The organism is Parabacteroides sp. Marseille-P3160, assembly GCF_900162725.1.
In the GTDB taxonomy this organism is placed as follows: domain Bacteria; phylum Bacteroidota; class Bacteroidia; order Bacteroidales; family Tannerellaceae; genus Marseille-P3160.
Genome location: NZ_LT799418.1, coordinates 3875358 through 3893220 on the forward strand (window position 1 = coordinate 3875358; position 17863 = coordinate 3893220).

Consider the following 17863-nt stretch of genomic DNA (forward strand, 5'->3'; position numbering starts at 1 on the left):
ATATTAAATAAAATTTGTACCTAATACGTCTTGTATAAAATCGAACGATGATAAAATCTGAGGACCTTCAGGACGTATCGCTATGCAATGCTCGAAGTGAGCCGAACATTTACGGTCTTTAGTTCTCACCGTCCAACCGTCAGACTCAAATTTCACATTGCGGCTACCCATATTTATCATTGGTTCAATGCAAATACACATACCACTACGTAACAGAGGTCCACAGCCGGGCCTTCCGTAATTCGGAACTTCAGGTTCCTCATGCATCACATGTCCGATTCCATGCCCTACCAATTCGCGAACGACAGAATATCCCCGCGCCTCACAATAACTCTGGACGGCGTGGCTGACATCCCCGATCCGGTGGCCTTCCGTGGCCTGATGGATACCCTTATAAAGGGACTCTTTTGTCGTTTTAAGCAGGTTGACTACTTCCGGAGCCACGTTGCCTACACAAAAGGTATAGGCGGAGTCCCCGACAAAGCCGTCCAATACCGTTCCACAGTCAATAGATATTATGTCGCCATCTTTCAGTATAATCTTGGAAGATGGAATTCCATGTACCACGTTTTCATTTACAGAAGCACAAATGGAGTTCGGAAATCCGCCGTATCCCAAAAAAGCAGGGACAGCGCGATGATCTCTGATGAACTCTTCGGCAATTTTATCCAGTTGAAGAGTGGAAACCCCCGGTGCAATATGCCTTGCAAGTTCACCAAGTGTTTTACCGACCAGTTGATTCGCTGCGCGCATCAACTCTAATTCTTCATCTGTCTTTAAATAAATCATTTTCTATTTAATATGCTCCGGCAGAGCCTGATCTTCCTTTAATTCTACCGGATTTCAACAATCCATCATAATGACGCATCAACAAATGGCTTTCAACCTGTTGCAATGTGTCTAATACAACCCCTACCAGGATTAACAAGGACGTTCCTCCGAAAAATTGAGAAAACGCCATGCTTACTCCCGCAATTCGGGCAAAAGAAGGCATAATAGCCACTAATGCCAGGAAGAAAGCGCCCGGTAAAGTAATTCGATCCATAATAGTGTCCAAATATTCTTTGGTTTGGTTCCCCGGTTTAATGCCGGGAATGAACCCGTTATTTCTCTTCAAGTCATCCGCCATCTGGGTCGGGTTGATCGTAATTGCCGTATAGAAATAAGTAAATAAGATAATTAATACGGCGAATACGAAATTATACCAAAAACCGGTATTATCCATAAAAGCAGACCAGAAACTACCAGCTTCTCCTCTATTGGAAAAACCGACAATGGAAATCGGTATGAACATGATAGCCTGTGCGAAAATAATCGGCATCACATTCGCCGCATTCACTTTCAATGGAATATACTGTCTTGCTCCTCCATATTGCTTATTCCCGACAATACGCTTCGCATACTGCACCGGAACTTTTCTTGTTCCCTGAACCAATAGGATAGCACCAGCTATAACCAACAGCAATATCAACATTTCAAGAAGGAACATCACCAAACCACCCGTTTTTTCACTCTGTCTGGAAATAAACTCCTGAAACAGGGAATGAGGTAATCTCGCAATAATTCCGACAAGGATAATAAATGAGATACCGTTACCAACGCCTTTGTCTGTAATTCTTTCACCCAACCACAAGATAAACATACTTCCTGCAGCTAAGATAATAGTAGAAGAAACGGTAAACAAAAATCCTCCGGGCAATGCCGCACCAACCGCTTTAAGTTGAACACTTAAGTTAACCAAATAGGTCGGTCCTTGGAACAAAAGAATAGCTATTGTCAAATAACGAGTCCATTGATTAATTTTACGACGTCCGCTCTCGCCTTCTCTCTGCATTTTTTGAAAAGAGGGAACGGCGATTGCCAATAACTGCATTACGATAGAAGCAGAGATATAGGGCATAATTCCCAATGCAAAAATCGAAGCATTGGAGAAAGCTCCACCGGAAAACATATCCAATAAAGCAAGCAATCCCCCTCTCGTCTGTTCATGTAAAGCTGTTAACGCTTTAGGATCAATACCAGGAAGCACAACATACGTTCCGAAACGATAGATGATTACTAATAAAAGAGTCGTGAGGATTCGATTTCTCAAATCCTCAATCTTCCAGATATTTTTGATTGTTTCAATAGCTCTCATAACTTAGAGTTTAACAGCAGTTCCACCAGCAGCTACAATAGCAGCTTCAGCACTTTTTGAGAAAGCATGCGCTTCAACATCCAATTTTGCTGTAAGGTTACCATTCGCCAACACTTTAACAAGTTGAGAAGATGAAACGTATCCCGCTTCAATCAAATCCTTTATACTTATTTTTGTAAGTTGCTTCGTCTCGGCCAAGTGTTGCAAGGTAAGCAAATTGATTGCCTTATATTCAACACGATTTATATTCTTGAAACCAAACTTCGGTAAACGTCTTTGAATAGGCATCTGCCCTCCTTCAAAACCAATCTTCCGAGAATAACCGGATCTGGACTTTGCCCCTTTATGACCTCTTGTAGAGGTACCTCCAAGACCGGATCCAGTACCACGTCCTATTCTCTTTCTGGTTTTTATAGAACCTTCTGCAGGTTTTAAATTCGATAAATTCATTTCAGAGTTGTTTTTTCAGTCCAATAATTATTTTTCAATAGAAACCAAATGTTTCACTTTCTCAATCATTCCCCGTATGGAAGGAGTTGCTTCATGCTCAACCACACGATTCAGCTTTCTTAAACCTAAAGCATCCAAAGTTCTCTTTTGATCCTTAGGACATTTAATTCTGCTCTTTACTTGTTTTACTTTAATCGTTGCCATTCTGAATCCTCCTTATTTAACCTCTAAACACTTTTTCTACCGAAACGCCCCTGTTCTGAGCTACCATAAGCGGGTTTCTCAATTCACTCAAAGCGGCAATCGTAGCTTTCACCAAGTTGTGAGGATTGGAAGATCCTTTAGACTTGGCCAAAACGTCCGTGATGCCAACACTTTCAAGCACAGCACGCATAGCACCGCCGGCCTTTACTCCCGTTCCGAGAGAAGCCGGGCGAATCAATACTTCCGCACCGCCAAATTTTGCAATTTGTTCATGAGGAATCGTTCCTTTATGAACCGGCACTTTCACCAGGTTTTTCTTGGCAGCTTCAACGCCTTTTGCTATAGCGGTCGTTACTTCGCTTGCTTTCCCAAGCCCCCAGCCGACAATACCGTTTTCATCACCTACGACTACAATCGCAGCGAAGCTGAAAGTACGTCCACCTTTCGTAACCTTAGTCACACGATTAATTGCAACTAATCTATCCTTTAACTCTAAATCGTTTGTCGATTTGACTTTATTATATACTCCTGCCATCTTATTTAAAATTTAAGGCCTCCATTACGAGCTGCTTCAGCCAACTCTTTAACTCTCCCGTGATACAAATAGCCGTTACGATCAAAAACAACAGCCTGAATACCCGCTTCCTGAGCATTCTTCGCAATGGATTCTCCCACTTTAGACGCCAATTCTTTCTTTGAAGCTTTTTCTTTCAGGTCCAAAGAAGAAGCCGCAGCAAGCGTCCGTCCCGTAAGGTCGTCTATTACCTGGGCATAAATTTGTTTATTGCTTCTGAAAACGGACAAACGCGGGCGTACAGACGTCCCTGAAATCTTATTTCGTATGCTGTTCTTTATCTTTATTCTTCTATTTTCTCTAGTCGCCATAATATTTATCGTTTACGTAGATTATTTACCTGCAGATTTACCTGACTTTCTCCGAATTTGTTCACCTACAAATCTTATACCTTTACCTTTATACGGTTCAGGTTTTCTGAAAGAACGTATCTTGGCACACACTTGACCAATCAATTGCTTATCGGCCGACTCAAGTATAATCAGAGGATTCTTGTTTCTTTCCGATTTTGTTTCCACCTTAATTTCCGGAGGTAACTGTAGAAAAATATTATGCGTATATCCGAGCGATAAATCGAGTACTTGTCCGGCATTTGTAACACGGTAACCGACTCCGACAAGTTCTAATTCTTTTTTATATCCTTCCGATACGCCGACAACCATATTATGAATCAAAGAACGATACAAACCATGTAACGCATGGTATTGTTTTTCTTCGCTTTGTATGGTCACATGAATAACCCCGTTATCCAGATTAACTTTAACCTCAGGATTCACATGTTGTGTAAGTTCCCCTTTCGGACCTTTAACCGTCACGACCGAATCTTTAATTGTAACAGCAACTCCTGCCGGAACTGAAATTGGTAATTTACCTATTCTTGACATTCTTTTCCCTCCTAATTAATAAACGTAACACAATACTTCGCCGCCAATCTTAAGATCGCGAGCCTCCTTATCTGTCATTACACCTTTAGAAGTGGAAAGGATAGCAATACCTAATCCGTTTAATACTCGCGGCACATTTTTATAGCCGGCATATCGGCGTAAACCTGGGGTTGAAACCCGTTGAAGTTCCTTGATCGCATTCACGCGATTGATAGGATCATATTTCAAGGCTATTTTAATCGTACCTTGGGGACCATCCTCTATGAACTTAAAGTTAAGAATATAGCCCTTTTCAAAGAGAATCTTCGTAATCTCTTTTTTCAAATTAGAGGCGGGCACATCGACAACACGGTGCTGCGCCTTGATTGCATTACGCAATCTCGTTAAATAATCTGCAATAGGATCTGTCATATATTAAAAATTAAATTGATCCGGCCACCCGGACAATATTTAACAAAAAATCACCAACTCGCTTTCTTTACACCCGGGATTAAGCCTTGTGAGGCCATTTCACGGAATTGAATACGTGAAATCCCAAACTGGCGGATGTATCCTTTCGGACGTCCCGTTAATTTACAACGGTTATGCAAACGGACGGGAGATGCATTTTTAGGCAGTGCCTGCAATGCTTCATAATTTCCTTCCGCTTTTAATTGCGCTCTTTTAGCGGCATATTTTTTCACAAGTTTGGCTCGTTTCACTTCACGAGCTTTCATTGATTCTTTTGCCATATCAATTAGTCTTTTTAGCATTTTTAAAAGGTAACCCGAATTCTCTCAAAAGAGCATACCCTTCTTCATCTGTTTGCGCAGAAGTTACAAAGGTAATATTCATTCCCAATATTTTAGTAATATTATCAATATTAATTTCCGGGAATATGATCTGCTCTTGGATTCCGAGCGTGTAATTACCTCGTCCGTCCAACTTGCTTTCAATCCCTTTAAAGTCACGAATACGAGGCAAAGCTACACGAATGAGCCTTTCCAAAAACTCGTACATCCGTTCGTGGCGCAATGTAACCATCACACCGATAGGCATTTTTTTACGTAACTTAAAGTTTGAAATATCTTTCTTAGATACGGTAGGTACCGCTTTTTGACCTGTAATTGTCGTCAACTCGTTAATTGCGACGTCAATAATTTTCTTATCGGCCGTTGCAATCCCCAAACCCTGGTTAATTACAATTTTCTTTAAAACCGGAACCTGCATAACGGATTTATATCCGAATTCATTCTTCAATGCAGGAACAATTCGATCCTGATATTCTTTCTTCAGACTGGCAGTATTGCTCATTACTTAATTTCCTCCCCTGACTTTTTAGAATAGCGTACTAAAACACCTTTTTCATTCAGTTTGCGGCCAATACGCGTCGGTTTTCCTGATTTCGGATCCAACACATTCAAATTCGAAATCTGAATAGGCGCTTCTTTCTTTAGAATTCCTCCCTGAGGACTCTTTGCGCTCGGTTTAGTATGCTTTGATACCATATTAATACCTTCGACAATGGCACGATTGTCTTTGACGAGGACTTCCAGGACACGACCTGTCTTTCCTTTGTCCTCGCCGGTGTTAACATATACCATATCGCCTTTCTTTATATGTAATTTGCTCATTATTTCTAACAAATTAAAGCACCTCCGGTGCAAGTGAAACAATCTTCATATTAGTGGCACGTAATTCCCTCGCAACCGGACCAAAAATACGACTGCCACGGATATCACCGGCTGCATTCAACAAAACGCAGGCGTTGTCATCAAAACGAATGTATGAACCATCCTGACGTCTGATTTCCTTTTTGGTACGTACAATAATCGCTTTGGATACTGCACCTTTCTTTATGTCACTGGAAGGGATCACGCTTTTTACCGCAACGACAATCACATCCCCAACCGTAGCATATCTTTTTCTTGTTCCGCCCAATACACGGATACAAAGAGCTTCTTTCGCGCCGCTGTTATCAGCAACGATTAATCTTGATTCTTGTTGTATCATAATTATTTCGCTCTTTCAATTATTTGAATCAATCTCCATCTTTTCGTTTTGCTCAATGGACGAGTTTCCATGATTTTCACGGTATCACCGATATTGCATTCATTCTTTTCGTCATGAGCATGATACTTCTTCGTCTTATTAACGAATTTACCATAGATCGGATGCTTTTCCTTCCATTTCACGGCAACAGTAATGCTTTTATCCATTTTGTTGCTGAAAACAACGCCCGTTCTTTCTTTTCTTAAATTTCTCGTTTCCATCAGCTCATCGATTTATTTTATTTATTTCTCTATGATGCAATTCCCCTTTCATACGCGCAATCAACCGACGTTGGTGCTTAATTTGTGTAGGATTTTCCAAAGGAGAAATAGTATGGTTAATCTTTTTAAGATCAAGAGCTGCTACTTCCGCATCAATTCTCTCCAACAATTCTTTCGAACTAAGTTCTCTTACTTCTGCTATCTTCATAATAATCACGCATTTTGTTTTTGATAATCATAATCGCGTCTTACAACAAATTTAGTCGTCACAGGAAGTTTTTGAGCAGCCAAACGCAAAGCTTCTTTAGCGACTTCATAAGAGACACCTTCGATTTCGAAGATCAAACGCCCCGGTGTAATTGGAGCTACATATCCTTCCGGATTACCTTTTCCTTTACCCATACGAACTTCTGCAGGCTTCTTTGTTATCGGTTTATCGGGGAATATACGTACCCAAACCTGCCCTTGACGTTGCATATAACGAGTTACAGCGATACGGGCAGCCTCAATCTGGCGGCCTGTAATCCATTTATACTGTAACGATTTTATACCAAACGAACCGAAAGCCAACTGGTTCCCACGTTGAGCCAAGCCCTTCATGCGACCCTTTTGTTGTCTTCTGAACTTTGTTTTCTTTGGTTGTAACATTGTTTCTAAATTCTAATGATTAACGATTCGCTTTCTTTCTCTTAAAGTTCTTCTCTCTCGGACCGCCCGCATTATCGTTTCTTCTTCCCGAATCTTTCGGAGAAACGAAGGAAGGAGCGAGATCTTTTTTTCCATAGACTTCTCCACGGCAAATCCAAACTTTTACACCGAGAAGACCCACCTTGGTTAAGGCTTCGGCAAGAGCATAATCAATATCGGCCCTGAATGTATGCAAAGGAGTTCTTCCTTCCTTATACATTTCGGAGCGAGCCATTTCAGCACCGTTTAAACGGCCTGAGACTTGCACTTTGATGCCTTCAGCCCCCATTCTCATGGTGGATGCGATTGCCATTTTGATTGCACGACGGTATGCAATCTTACCTTCTAACTGACGAGCGATATTATTAGCTACAATTACTGCGTCCAATTCCGGCCTTTTTACTTCAAAGATGTTTATCTGAACCTCCTTATCCGTAATCTTCTTCAACTCTTCCTTCAACTTATCCACTTCCTGGCCACCTTTACCGATAATAATACCGGGACGGGAGGTACAAACTGTAATTGTAATCAATTTAAGTGTACGCTCGATGACGATCCTTGATACACTGGCCTTTGATAGACGGGCGTTCAGATACTTACGTATTTTGCTATCCTCCAATAAGGTGTCACCATAATTGTTTCCACCATACCAGTTGGAATCCCAACCTCGGATAATTCCTAAACGATTACTAATCGGATTAACTTTTTGTCCCATCTACCTTAATTTTGACTTTCGTTTATATTCAGTGTATCTACAAAAAGAGTCACGTGATTCGAACGTTTACGAATCCGATAGCCTCTCCCCTGCGGAGCAGGACGCATTCTTCTCAAAGTGGTAGCTCCATCGACACTCACTAAAGAGACGTACAATTCTCCACTTTCCGCTTTCCGTTCATTCTTTTGTTCCCAGTTGGAAATCGCCGAACGAAGCAATTTTTCTACTCTTACAGCAGCTTCTTTATTAGAGAATTTCAAAACTCCCAATGCTCTGTTTACTTCCAGTCCCCGGATCATGTCTGCCACGAGACGCATCTTACGAGGGGAAGTAGGCACATTTTTCAGTTTTGCGAAATACAATGATTTTCGGGCCTCTTTCCTTGCTTCTGCTGATATTCTTTTTCTAGCACCCATATTTATTCTTTCTTATATTTTTTCAGATTCCTGAAGTCCTGTTTCAACGGTTATTATTTTTTCTTATTACCGGCGTGACCACGGAACGTACGAGTCGGAGAAAATTCTCCCAACTTATGACCGACCATGTTTTCCGTCACAAAAACAGGAATAAATTTATTGCCATTATGAACTGCAATTGTATGCCCTACAAAGTCTGGCGAAATCATTGAAGCTCTTGCCCATGTCTTAACGACGGTTTTCTTGCCTGACTCATTCATAGCCAAGACTTTCTTCTCAAGCTTGATATTAATATATGGACCTTTTTTTAACGAACGACTCATAGTTTTTTATTTATCAGATTACTTTTTTCTTCTTTCAATAATATACTTTGAAGAATGCTTCTTCGGAGCCCTCGTCTTCAAGCCCTTAGCATATAAGCCTGTACGTGATCTCGGATGTCCTCCCGAAGCACGTCCTTCACCACCACCCATCGGGTGATCCACCGGATTCATTACGACTCCGCGGTTATGAGGACGACGGCCCAACCATCTGGAACGACCGGCCTTACCTGATTTTTCAAGTGCATGGTCCGAATTGCCAACACTACCTATTGTCGCCTTGCAAGCTGCCAAAACTTTTCTGGTTTCACCAGAAGGCATCTTTATAATTGCATAATTCCCTTCTCTGGAAGTCAACTGGGCAAAAGCACCAGCCGAACGCACGAGCTTTGCACCCTGCCCCGGACGAAGTTCAATATTATGAATAATGGTACCGATAGGAATATTCTCCATCGGAAGCGTATTTCCTACTTCCGGTGCAGCTTCGCTACCAGACATCACTGTGTGGCCAACTTCCAATCCGTTCGGGGCGATGATATAGCTCTTCGCTCCGTCCGCATAATACAACAATGCAATACGTGAAGTACGATTCGGATCGTATTCGATTGACTTGACTGTTGCAGGAATGCCATCTTTATTTCTCTTGAAGTCGATTAGTCTGTACTTTTGTTTATGACCGCCGCCTAGATAGCGCATAGTCATTTTACCCGTATTATTACGGCCTCCGGACGACTTTTTTCCAACTACAAGAGACTTCTCTGGTGTACTTGCAGTGATTTTATCAAATGCACCAATAACTTTGTGTCTCTGCCCCGGTGTTGTGGGCTTTAATTTTCGTATTCCCATCTTATTTTTTAGATATTACTAAAGAAATCAATTGTTTCCCCTTCTTTCAATGTCACGATGGCTTTTTTGAAAGCATTTTGTTTTCCGCTGATTACTCCCGATTTTGTATAACGGCTTTTGCGTTTCCCGCCATAATTCATCGTGTTCACATCTACAACCGTGACTTTATATAACTCTTGGACCGCCCTCTTGATCTCCAATTTATTGGCGGTAGGAGAAACCCNCCCATCTACCTTAATTTTGACTTTCGTTTATATTCAGTGTATCTACAAAAAGAGTCACGTGATTCGAACGTTTACGAATCCGATAGCCTCTCCCCTGCGGAGCAGGACGCATTCTTCTCAAAGTGGTAGCTCCATCGACACTCACTAAAGAGACGTACAATTCTCCACTTTCCGCTTTCCGTTCATTCTTTTGTTCCCAGTTGGAAATCGCCGAACGAAGCAATTTTTCTACTCTTACAGCAGCTTCTTTATTAGAGAATTTCAAAACTCCCAATGCTCTGTTTACTTCCAGTCCCCGGATCATGTCTGCCACGAGACGCATCTTACGAGGGGAAGTAGGCACATTTTTCAGTTTTGCGAAATACAATGATTTTCGGGCCTCTTTCCTTGCTTCTGCTGATATTCTTTTTCTAGCACCCATATTTATTCTTTCTTATATTTTTTCAGATTCCTGAAGTCCTGTTTCAACGGTTATTATTTTTTCTTATTACCGGCGTGACCACGGAACGTACGAGTCGGAGAAAATTCTCCCAACTTATGACCGACCATGTTTTCCGTCACAAAAACAGGAATAAATTTATTGCCATTATGAACTGCAATTGTATGCCCTACAAAGTCTGGCGAAATCATTGAAGCTCTTGCCCATGTCTTAACGACGGTTTTCTTGCCTGACTCATTCATAGCCAAGACTTTCTTCTCAAGCTTGATATTAATATATGGACCTTTTTTTAACGAACGACTCATAGTTTTTTATTTATCAGATTACTTTTTTCTTCTTTCAATAATATACTTTGAAGAATGCTTCTTCGGAGCCCTCGTCTTCAAGCCCTTAGCATATAAGCCTGTACGTGATCTCGGATGTCCTCCCGAAGCACGTCCTTCACCACCACCCATCGGGTGATCCACCGGATTCATTACGACTCCGCGGTTATGAGGACGACGGCCCAACCATCTGGAACGACCGGCCTTACCTGATTTTTCAAGTGCATGGTCCGAATTGCCAACACTACCTATTGTCGCCTTGCAAGCTGCCAAAACTTTTCTGGTTTCACCAGAAGGCATCTTTATAATTGCATAATTCCCTTCTCTGGAAGTCAACTGGGCAAAAGCACCAGCCGAACGCACGAGCTTTGCACCCTGCCCCGGACGAAGTTCAATATTATGAATAATGGTACCGATAGGAATATTCTCCATCGGAAGCGTATTTCCTACTTCCGGTGCAGCTTCGCTACCAGACATCACTGTGTGGCCAACTTCCAATCCGTTCGGGGCGATGATATAGCTCTTCGCTCCGTCCGCATAATACAACAATGCAATACGTGAAGTACGATTCGGATCGTATTCGATTGACTTGACTGTTGCAGGAATGCCATCTTTATTTCTCTTGAAGTCGATTAGTCTGTACTTTTGTTTATGACCGCCGCCTAGATAGCGCATAGTCATTTTACCCGTATTATTACGGCCTCCGGACGACTTTTTTCCAACTACAAGAGACTTCTCTGGTGTACTTGCAGTGATTTTATCAAATGCACCAATAACTTTGTGTCTCTGCCCCGGTGTTGTGGGCTTTAATTTTCGTATTCCCATCTTATTTTTTAGATATTACTAAAGAAATCAATTGTTTCCCCTTCTTTCAATGTCACGATGGCTTTTTTGAAAGCATTTTGTTTTCCGCTGATTACTCCCGATTTTGTATAACGGCTTTTGCGTTTCCCGCCATAATTCATCGTGTTCACATCTACAACCGTGACTTTATATAACTCTTGGACCGCCCTCTTGATCTCCAATTTATTGGCGGTAGGAGAAACCCTGAAACCAAAACGATTTTCCTTTTTAGCGGTAATCGCCGTTTGCTTCTCTGTTACTATTGGCTTAATAATAATTCCCATCTCTTTTCCCCCTTATGCGTTAAAGTGTTTCTCAATTACGGCGATTGCACTCTCGGTAAAGAGAAGACTTCCCGCATTCAACACCTTATAAGTATTTATATCAGAAGCTGTTATAACGCTTACTTTCTCTAAGTTACGAGTCGAAAGATAGACTGGTTTGTTGTTTTCCGCTAAAACCAGCAGGAATTTCCGTCCGTCTACTTTCAGGTTCTTGGCTATGGCTATAAATTCTTTTGTCTTCGGTGTTTCAAAAGAGAAATCCTCCACAACCAAAATTTCATTCGCCTTTGCCTTATAAGACAACGCAGACTTACGAGCCAAACGTTTAACCTTCTTATTCAGTTTGAAACTGTAATCTCTGGGTCTCGGGCCGAACACGCGTCCTCCACCGACTAACAGCGGAGAATTAATATCGCCGCGACGAGCGCCCCCGCCTCCTTTTTGACGGCCCAGCTTACGCGTACTTCCGGAAATCTCACTTCTTTCTTTCGATTTATGAGTACCTTGCCGGCGGTTGGCCATGTATTGCTTCACATCCAAATAAATCGCATGATCATTCGGTTCAATGCCAAAAATGGCATCATTCAAAGTAACCGTTCTTCCGGTACTTTCTCCTTTAATATTTAATACGTTCAGTTCCATTACTTTTCAATTAATACGATTGAACCTTTCGCTCCGGGTACCGATCCTTTGACAACCAAAAGATTATGTTCCGGCAATACTTTGATCACTTGCAGGTTTTGAACGGTTACCCGCTCATCTCCCATTTGTCCGCCCATACGAGTTCCCTTAAATACTTTCGCGGGATAAGAACAAGCTCCGATACTACCCGGCGCACGTAAACGGTTGTGCTGCCCATGAGTAGATTGACCGACTCCACCAAATCCATGGCGTTTTACAACTCCCTGAAAACCTTTTCCTTTCGAAGTTCCGATTACATCGACAAATACTACGTCTTTTAAATAATCTACGGAAACGATATCCCCCAAATTATACGCAGTTTCGAAATTTTTGAACTCAGCCAAGTGTCTTTTGGGAGTTACGCCTGCTTTGGAAAAATGACCTGCTTCCGGTTTTGTCGTATGTTTCTCTTTTTTGTCTTCGAAACCCAACTGAACCGCTTCATAGCCATCTTTTTCGAGCGTTTTAACCTGCGTAACCACACAAGGACCCACTTCGATAACAGTGCATGGAAGATTCTTTCCCTCGGCACTGAAAACGGATGTCATTCCGATTTTTTTTCCTAATAATCCTGGCATTTCACTTAATTTTAATTTCTCACACTTTAATTTCCACTTCGACTCCGCTCGGCAACTCCAACTTCATCAAAGCGTCCACCGTTTTTGCGGTTGAACTATAGATATCGATCAATCTTTTGTAAGAAGAAAGCTCGAATTGCTCACGAGATTTCTTATTGACGAAAGTAGAACGATTCACGGTAAAAATCCGTTTATGCGTCGGCAGCGGAATAGGTCCGCTAACGACTGCACCTGTAGCCTTTACTGTCTTTACGATTTTCTCGGCAGACTTGTCTACCAGGGAATAATCGTAGGACTTCAATTTAATTCTGATCTTTTGGCTCATATAAGTATCTGTTTCTAAATTATTTGATCAAATCAGTACGTCCTTGCACTTCCGTCAGAACCTGCTTGGCTATCGAAGGCGATACCTGTGCGTAATGAGAGAACTGCATGGAAGAAGTGGCACGGCCGGAAGTTATCGTACGAAGAACGGTTACATAGCCGAATGTTTCGGACAACGGAACTTTCGCTTTTACGATACGAGCTCCCGTACGGCTCGATTCCATACCTTCTACCTGGCCGCGGCGTTTGTTCAAGTCACCGATTACGTCACCCATATTTTCTTCCGGAGTCACTACTTCAATTTTCATAATCGGTTCCATCAATGCAGGAGCCGCCTTTTCCGAGGCGCTCTTGAACGCTTGGATAGCACAGATTTCGAACGATAACTGATCGGAGTCAACCGGGTGGAAAGATCCGTCAATAAGCGTTACTTTCAGTTTATCCAATGGATAGCCGGCCAAAATACCGTTCTTCATCGCCTTTTCGAATCCTTTCTGGACAGAAGGGATAAATTCTTTCGGTATATTTCCCCCTTTCACTTCATCCACGAACTGCAGAGTTCCTTCGAAATCAGCATCGGCAGGCTCTACCCGTACGATAATATCAGCGAACTTACCACGTCCTCCCGATTGCTTCTTATAGACTTCACGTAATTCAACCGGTTTCGTAATTGCTTCCTTATAAGAAACCAACGGACGGCCTTGATTACATTCCACTTTAAATTCACGACGCAAACGATCCACGATAATTTCAAGGTGAAGCTCACCCATACCGCGAATCACTGTCTGTCCCGTCTCTTCGTTTGATTCTACACGGAAAGTAGGATCCTCTTCCGCCAGTTTAGATAAGCCGACACCCAATTTATCCATATCCTTCTGCGTCTTCGGTTCAATGGCGACACCGATTACCGGTTCCGGGAAATCCATTGATTCCAATATAATCGGATGAGCCTCGTCACAAAGCGTATCGCCAGTACGAATATCCTTGAATCCTACGCCTGCACCTATATCGCCGCAACCGATGGCTTCCATCGGGTTCTGCTTGTTGGAGTGCATCTGGAACAGACGGGAAATACGTTCTTTTTTACCGGAACGGGAGTTATAGACATATGAACCCGCTTCGATCGAACCTGAATAAACACGGAAGAAGCAAAGGCGTCCTACATAAGGATCGGTTGCAATCTTAAATGCAAGTGCAGTCAACGGTTCTTCGAAGAGCGGCTTACGGCAGATAACCTTTTCCGGGTCGTTGGGATCGTGTCCTTCGACAAACGGCGTGTCTTCCGGGCTGGGCAGATAAGCGCAAACAGCATCCAGTAAAGTCTGGACTCCCTTATTCTTGAAAGAAGAACCGCAAATCATCGGGTTGATCTTCATGGACAACGTTCCTTTACGGATAGCCGTTTTTATTTCTTCTTCGGTAATTGTCGAAGGATCGTCGAAATATTTCTCCATAACGACGTCGTCGCATTCGGCAACAACTTCAAGCATCTTGTCTCTCCATTCCTTGGCTTCCTCCAATAAATTGGCCGGAATTTCTTCGACGGAATATTCAGCTCCCATTGTTTCGTCATGCCAGTATACTGCCTTCATGGCAATCAGGTCGATAACGCCTTTAAAGGTTTCTTCCGCGCCGATCGGTATTTGAATCGGACAAGGGGTAGCTCCCAACACGTCTTTCACCTGACGAACAACTTCAAAGAAGTTGGCGCCCGAACGGTCCATTTTATTTACATAACCGATCCGAGGAACCTTATATTTATCTGCCTGGCGCCATACGGTTTCAGACTGGGGTTCTACTCCACTCACCGCACAGAACGCTGCAACCGCACCGTCAAGGATACGCAGGGAACGTTCCACTTCAACCGTAAAGTCAACGTGTCCCGGAGTGTCGATCAGATTAATTTTATATTTTTTATTATCATAATTCCAGAAAGTTGTCGTTGCTGCAGAAGTAATCGTGATGCCACGTTCCTGCTCCTGCTCCATCCAGTCCATGGTAGCGGCTCCGTCATGCACTTCACCGATTTTATGGGTTAAGCCGGTGTAGAAAAGAATACGCTCGGAAGTCGTTGTCTTTCCTGCATCGATATGCGCCATAATACCAATGTTCCTGGTATAACTCAACATTTCATCTTTGCTTGCCATTGTCTACTATCTATTTATTATTGATTAAAACCTAAAATAGGCAAAAGCACGGTTCGCTTCCGCCATCCGGTGCATATCTTCTTTTCTTTTATACGCACCACCCTGATTGTTGTACGCATCAACAATTTCGGCACACAATTTTTCAGACATTGTTTTTCCGCCTCTTTTGCGGGAATATAAGATCAGGTTTTTCATGGAAACCGATTCTTTACGATCCGGGCGGATTTCGGTAGGAACTTGAAATGTAGCTCCACCCACACGGCGGGACTTCACTTCAACTTGAGGGGTAATATTATCCAGCGCGGCTTTCCAGATTTCCAACGCGGATTTTTCTTCATTAGGCAATTTTGCCTTTACATTTTCCAAAGCGGAATAAAAAATTTCATAGGCCGTGTTCTTCTTGCCATCATACATCAGATGGTTGACAAACTTCGTTACACGAACATCGCCATATACAGGATCCGGAAGGATCTGTCTTTTCTTTGGTTTTGCTTTTCTCATTTGTTTTCAGAATTTCGTTCTTGTTTTTGGTTGCCGATTTTTTTTGTCTTCAACGGTTCCGCCGAACCATTTACTCAACCCTTATAAGCTTTGCCAAATAACTTAAACCAATTGATACTATTTTAATTAATAATCAAGCTCTTTAGAAATCTTTTATTTCTTCTTAGCTGCAGCTGCCGGTTGTCCCGGTTTCGGACGCTTTGCTCCATATTTGGAACGTCTTTGCGTACGGCCGTTAACGCCCGCTGTATCCAGTGTCCCGCGTACGATATGATAACGTACTCCCGGAAGGTCTTTCACACGGCCTCCGCGAACGAGGACGATCGAGTGTTCCTGCAAATTATGCCCTTCTCCCGGAATGTATGAGTTCACCTCTTTATGGTTTGTCAGACGTACTCTGGCAACCTTGCGCATGGCAGAGTTCGGTTTCTTAGGCGTTGTGGTATACACACGTACACAAACACCCCGTCTTTGAGGGCAGGAATCCAACGCAGGAGATTTGCCTTTCACCTCCAGGGTTTCTCTTCCTTTTCTAACTAATTGTTGAATTGTAGGCATTTTTCTTTTTTTTAACTTCTACTATATTTGTTTTATTCTATCCGATTTAGGCCGCAAAGATACTCATTCTTTCCATACAACCAATAAGTTATATGAAAAAATCTTATCTTCTCAGGCCAAAAAGCGGGGCAAAGATACAGTTTTTCTTTTTGCCGCACAATTATTTACCAACAATTTTCGGTGAATAATAAGCACTTCCAAGATCAGGCTGGACGCTGTCTGTAAACCAGATTTTGTTTCAAAAAATCCGGAGCAACTATAATTATGATTTATAATAAAACGAGCCAATGTGATTTATAACTAAGTAATAAACAAGTCAACCGAACTTATAAGTTAGAAAAAAGGTAGTCAACTAAAATCATTAAACTACATCCGATTACGTATCCGACGGTTATCAAATAAGTGTCCGACAGTCATCAAATAGGTGTTTTACGGTTATAGAACAGGTGTTTTACGGCTGTGAAACACCTGTTCTATAGCTGTGAAACACCTGTTTCACAGCCATAAAACACTTAATGGTCACAACAAGTTGTAAGCATTTGATAGAGTGAACATTCGAAAAGAGCATATCCACCAAGGCAAATGCATCCGGACAAATGAATCCTTCGATGCACGTCTTCCAAAAGTTTATTGTAATTTTGTTCTATAAAAAAGAAACAATGATTAAAATATTCCCCACCGATAAGGTGAAAATTTTGGATCAATATACGATCGATCATGAGCCGATCCGTTCGATCGAATTAGTCGAAAGGGCGGCTACCGCTTTTTTCAATGAGTTTTGTCGCGAATTTTCCCGGCAGTCGCGCATCGTGATTTTTGCCGGGCAGGGGAACAATGGGGCGGATGCCCTGGCTATCGCCCGCCTGCTGATCGAGGCCGATTATAAGGTGGAAACCTATTTGTTTAATCCGACGAAACACCTGTCGCTGGACTGCGAGCTGAACAGGCAACAATTGGCAAACCTGGAAAATGCCGACTTCATGGAGGTGGTGACCGATTTTATTCCACCGGTGTTGGGGGAGTATGACGTGGTCATCGACGGACTGTTCGGATCGGGGCTGAACCGCCCGCTGACCGGCGGCTTCTCGTCCGTCGTGAAATACATCAACCAATCCGATGCACGGGTTGTGGCGATCGATATCCCCTCCGGACTGTTCGGGGAAGATAACCGGAACAACGACCCGGAGTCGATCGTCCGGGCGGACTTAACCTACTCTTTCGAATTTCCGAAACTGGCCTTCTTCCTCCCGGAAAACGCCGAGTATGTAGGGAAATGGAAAACGATCGAGATCGGGATCCATCCGGAGATCATTGAAGAAACGCCTACGCCCTATATCATGATCACAGAGGAAGACATCGCCGAATCCATCGTACCCCGCCCCAGGTTCGCCCACAAGGGGATCTTCGGGCACGCCCTGCTGATCGCCGGGAGTAGCGGCAAGATGGGAGCGGCGGTACTGGCGGCGCGCGCCTGCC

General features: G+C 42.8%; 30 protein-coding genes and 1 pseudogene. 1 reads left to right on the forward strand and 30 read right to left on the reverse strand.

From position 1 onward, the window contains the following. Nucleotides 1-3: 3 nt before the first annotated feature. The 30 genes and pseudogenes from map to rpsL form a co-directional block, all read right to left on the reverse strand. Nucleotides 4-789, reverse strand: a complete 786-nt coding sequence (gene map, locus BQ8014_RS15570; RefSeq protein ID WP_080905158.1) for a type I methionyl aminopeptidase — start codon at nucleotides 787-789, stop codon at nucleotides 4-6. A 7-nt stretch (nucleotides 790-796) separates the two neighbouring features. Further along, a complete protein-coding gene (gene secY, locus BQ8014_RS15575) occupies nucleotides 797-2137 on the reverse strand; it encodes a preprotein translocase subunit SecY (RefSeq protein WP_080905159.1) in 1341 nt (446 codons plus the stop codon). A gap of 3 nt (nucleotides 2138-2140) precedes the next feature. Beyond that, nucleotides 2141-2587 (reverse strand): 50S ribosomal protein L15, encoded by a 447-nt coding sequence (gene rplO / locus BQ8014_RS15580; protein ID WP_080905160.1) that lies wholly within the window; start codon nucleotides 2585-2587, stop codon nucleotides 2141-2143. Between the two features lie 27 nt (nucleotides 2588-2614). Next, nucleotides 2615-2791: a 50S ribosomal protein L30 gene (gene rpmD, locus BQ8014_RS15585; protein ID WP_080905161.1), complete on the reverse strand. Its 177-nt coding sequence runs from the start codon at nucleotides 2789-2791 to the stop codon at nucleotides 2615-2617. A gap of 16 nt (nucleotides 2792-2807) precedes the next feature. Continuing rightward, nucleotides 2808-3326 carry a 30S ribosomal protein S5 gene (rpsE, locus tag BQ8014_RS15590; RefSeq protein WP_080905162.1) on the reverse strand — a complete coding sequence of 173 codons (519 nt, stop codon included), beginning with the start codon at nucleotides 3324-3326 and terminating at the stop codon, nucleotides 2808-2810. A 5-nt stretch (nucleotides 3327-3331) separates the two neighbouring features. Then, nucleotides 3332-3676, reverse strand: coding sequence for a 50S ribosomal protein L18 (rplR, locus tag BQ8014_RS15595; RefSeq protein ID WP_080905163.1), 345 nt, complete (start codon nucleotides 3674-3676; stop codon nucleotides 3332-3334). A gap of 21 nt (nucleotides 3677-3697) precedes the next feature. Next, entirely contained in the window at nucleotides 3698-4249 is a 552-nt protein-coding gene (gene rplF, locus BQ8014_RS15600) for a 50S ribosomal protein L6 (RefSeq protein ID WP_080905164.1), read from the reverse strand. Nucleotides 4250-4264: 15 nt separating this feature from the next. Then, nucleotides 4265-4660 (reverse strand): 30S ribosomal protein S8, encoded by a 396-nt coding sequence (rpsH, locus tag BQ8014_RS15605; protein ID WP_080905165.1) that lies wholly within the window; start codon nucleotides 4658-4660, stop codon nucleotides 4265-4267. 50 nt (nucleotides 4661-4710) lie between these two features. Then, on the reverse strand, nucleotides 4711-4980 hold the full coding sequence (gene rpsN, locus BQ8014_RS15610; RefSeq protein ID WP_080905166.1) for a 30S ribosomal protein S14: 270 nt from the start codon (nucleotides 4978-4980) through the stop codon (nucleotides 4711-4713). Nucleotide 4981: 1 nt separating this feature from the next. Continuing rightward, nucleotides 4982-5542 (reverse strand): 50S ribosomal protein L5, encoded by a 561-nt coding sequence (rplE, locus tag BQ8014_RS15615; protein WP_080905167.1) that lies wholly within the window; start codon nucleotides 5540-5542, stop codon nucleotides 4982-4984. Next, nucleotides 5542-5862 (reverse strand): 50S ribosomal protein L24, encoded by a 321-nt coding sequence (gene rplX / locus BQ8014_RS15620; RefSeq protein WP_080905168.1) that lies wholly within the window; start codon nucleotides 5860-5862, stop codon nucleotides 5542-5544. Before rplX ends, rplE begins: the two co-directional genes overlap by 1 nt. A gap of 13 nt (nucleotides 5863-5875) precedes the next feature. Next, nucleotides 5876-6241, reverse strand: coding sequence for a 50S ribosomal protein L14 (gene rplN, locus BQ8014_RS15625; protein WP_080905169.1), 366 nt, complete (start codon nucleotides 6239-6241; stop codon nucleotides 5876-5878). A 2-nt stretch (nucleotides 6242-6243) separates the two neighbouring features. Then, nucleotides 6244-6513: a 30S ribosomal protein S17 gene (gene rpsQ, locus BQ8014_RS15630; RefSeq protein WP_087880517.1), complete on the reverse strand. Its 270-nt coding sequence runs from the start codon at nucleotides 6511-6513 to the stop codon at nucleotides 6244-6246. Beyond that, a complete protein-coding gene (gene rpmC, locus BQ8014_RS15635) occupies nucleotides 6506-6709 on the reverse strand; it encodes a 50S ribosomal protein L29 (protein ID WP_080905171.1) in 204 nt (67 codons plus the stop codon). Before rpmC ends, rpsQ begins: the two co-directional genes overlap by 8 nt. Nucleotides 6710-6714: 5 nt before the next feature. Next, nucleotides 6715-7149, reverse strand: a complete 435-nt coding sequence (gene rplP, locus BQ8014_RS15640) for a 50S ribosomal protein L16 (RefSeq protein WP_080905172.1) — start codon at nucleotides 7147-7149, stop codon at nucleotides 6715-6717. 19 nt (nucleotides 7150-7168) lie between these two features. Beyond that, the gene (gene rpsC / locus BQ8014_RS15645) at nucleotides 7169-7903 is read right to left on the reverse strand and encodes a 30S ribosomal protein S3 (protein ID WP_080905173.1); all 735 of its coding nucleotides are present in this window, start codon (nucleotides 7901-7903) and stop codon (nucleotides 7169-7171) included. A 5-nt stretch (nucleotides 7904-7908) separates the two neighbouring features. After that, complete coding sequence (gene rplV, locus BQ8014_RS15650; RefSeq protein ID WP_080905174.1) at nucleotides 7909-8319, reverse strand: 50S ribosomal protein L22; 411 nt, start codon at nucleotides 8317-8319, stop codon at nucleotides 7909-7911. Between the two features lie 53 nt (nucleotides 8320-8372). Then, nucleotides 8373-8642 (reverse strand): 30S ribosomal protein S19, encoded by a 270-nt coding sequence (rpsS, locus tag BQ8014_RS15655; RefSeq protein ID WP_080905175.1) that lies wholly within the window; start codon nucleotides 8640-8642, stop codon nucleotides 8373-8375. 18 nt (nucleotides 8643-8660) lie between these two features. After that, nucleotides 8661-9485: a 50S ribosomal protein L2 gene (gene rplB, locus BQ8014_RS15660; RefSeq protein WP_080905176.1), complete on the reverse strand. Its 825-nt coding sequence runs from the start codon at nucleotides 9483-9485 to the stop codon at nucleotides 8661-8663. Nucleotides 9486-9493: 8 nt separating this feature from the next. After that, a pseudogene (rplW, locus tag BQ8014_RS15665) lies at nucleotides 9494-9706 on the reverse strand (50S ribosomal protein L23); the annotation flags it as partial. A 13-nt stretch (nucleotides 9707-9719) separates the two neighbouring features. Next, nucleotides 9720-10130: a 50S ribosomal protein L22 gene (gene rplV / locus BQ8014_RS15670; protein ID WP_080905174.1), complete on the reverse strand. Its 411-nt coding sequence runs from the start codon at nucleotides 10128-10130 to the stop codon at nucleotides 9720-9722. A 53-nt stretch (nucleotides 10131-10183) separates the two neighbouring features. Then, the gene (gene rpsS, locus BQ8014_RS15675; RefSeq protein ID WP_080905175.1) at nucleotides 10184-10453 is read right to left on the reverse strand and encodes a 30S ribosomal protein S19; all 270 of its coding nucleotides are present in this window, start codon (nucleotides 10451-10453) and stop codon (nucleotides 10184-10186) included. Between the two features lie 18 nt (nucleotides 10454-10471). Then, nucleotides 10472-11296: a 50S ribosomal protein L2 gene (gene rplB / locus BQ8014_RS15680; protein WP_080905176.1), complete on the reverse strand. Its 825-nt coding sequence runs from the start codon at nucleotides 11294-11296 to the stop codon at nucleotides 10472-10474. Between the two features lie 8 nt (nucleotides 11297-11304). After that, nucleotides 11305-11598 (reverse strand): 50S ribosomal protein L23, encoded by a 294-nt coding sequence (gene rplW / locus BQ8014_RS15685; protein WP_080905178.1) that lies wholly within the window; start codon nucleotides 11596-11598, stop codon nucleotides 11305-11307. 12 nt (nucleotides 11599-11610) lie between these two features. Then, nucleotides 11611-12240, reverse strand: coding sequence for a 50S ribosomal protein L4 (gene rplD, locus BQ8014_RS15690; protein ID WP_080905179.1), 630 nt, complete (start codon nucleotides 12238-12240; stop codon nucleotides 11611-11613). Continuing rightward, nucleotides 12240-12857: a 50S ribosomal protein L3 gene (gene rplC / locus BQ8014_RS15695; protein WP_080905180.1), complete on the reverse strand. Its 618-nt coding sequence runs from the start codon at nucleotides 12855-12857 to the stop codon at nucleotides 12240-12242. The genes rplD and rplC overlap by 1 nt, the downstream gene beginning before the upstream one ends. 19 nt (nucleotides 12858-12876) lie before the next feature. Beyond that, nucleotides 12877-13182 carry a 30S ribosomal protein S10 gene (gene rpsJ / locus BQ8014_RS15700; RefSeq protein ID WP_005634728.1) on the reverse strand — a complete coding sequence of 102 codons (306 nt, stop codon included), beginning with the start codon at nucleotides 13180-13182 and terminating at the stop codon, nucleotides 12877-12879. Nucleotides 13183-13201: 19 nt separating this feature from the next. Further along, entirely contained in the window at nucleotides 13202-15328 is a 2127-nt protein-coding gene (gene fusA / locus BQ8014_RS15705; RefSeq protein ID WP_080905181.1) for an elongation factor G, read from the reverse strand. Nucleotides 15329-15352: 24 nt separating this feature from the next. After that, nucleotides 15353-15829 carry a 30S ribosomal protein S7 gene (gene rpsG, locus BQ8014_RS15710; RefSeq protein WP_080905182.1) on the reverse strand — a complete coding sequence of 159 codons (477 nt, stop codon included), beginning with the start codon at nucleotides 15827-15829 and terminating at the stop codon, nucleotides 15353-15355. Nucleotides 15830-15982: 153 nt separating this feature from the next. Then, the gene (rpsL, locus tag BQ8014_RS15715; RefSeq protein WP_080905183.1) at nucleotides 15983-16387 is read right to left on the reverse strand and encodes a 30S ribosomal protein S12; all 405 of its coding nucleotides are present in this window, start codon (nucleotides 16385-16387) and stop codon (nucleotides 15983-15985) included. Between the two features lie 659 nt (nucleotides 16388-17046). Between rpsL and BQ8014_RS15720 the strand changes: the two genes are divergently transcribed. Then, on the forward strand, nucleotides 17047-17863 hold an 817-nt coding region (locus tag BQ8014_RS15720), incomplete at its 3' end, for an NAD(P)H-hydrate epimerase (RefSeq protein ID WP_080906002.1).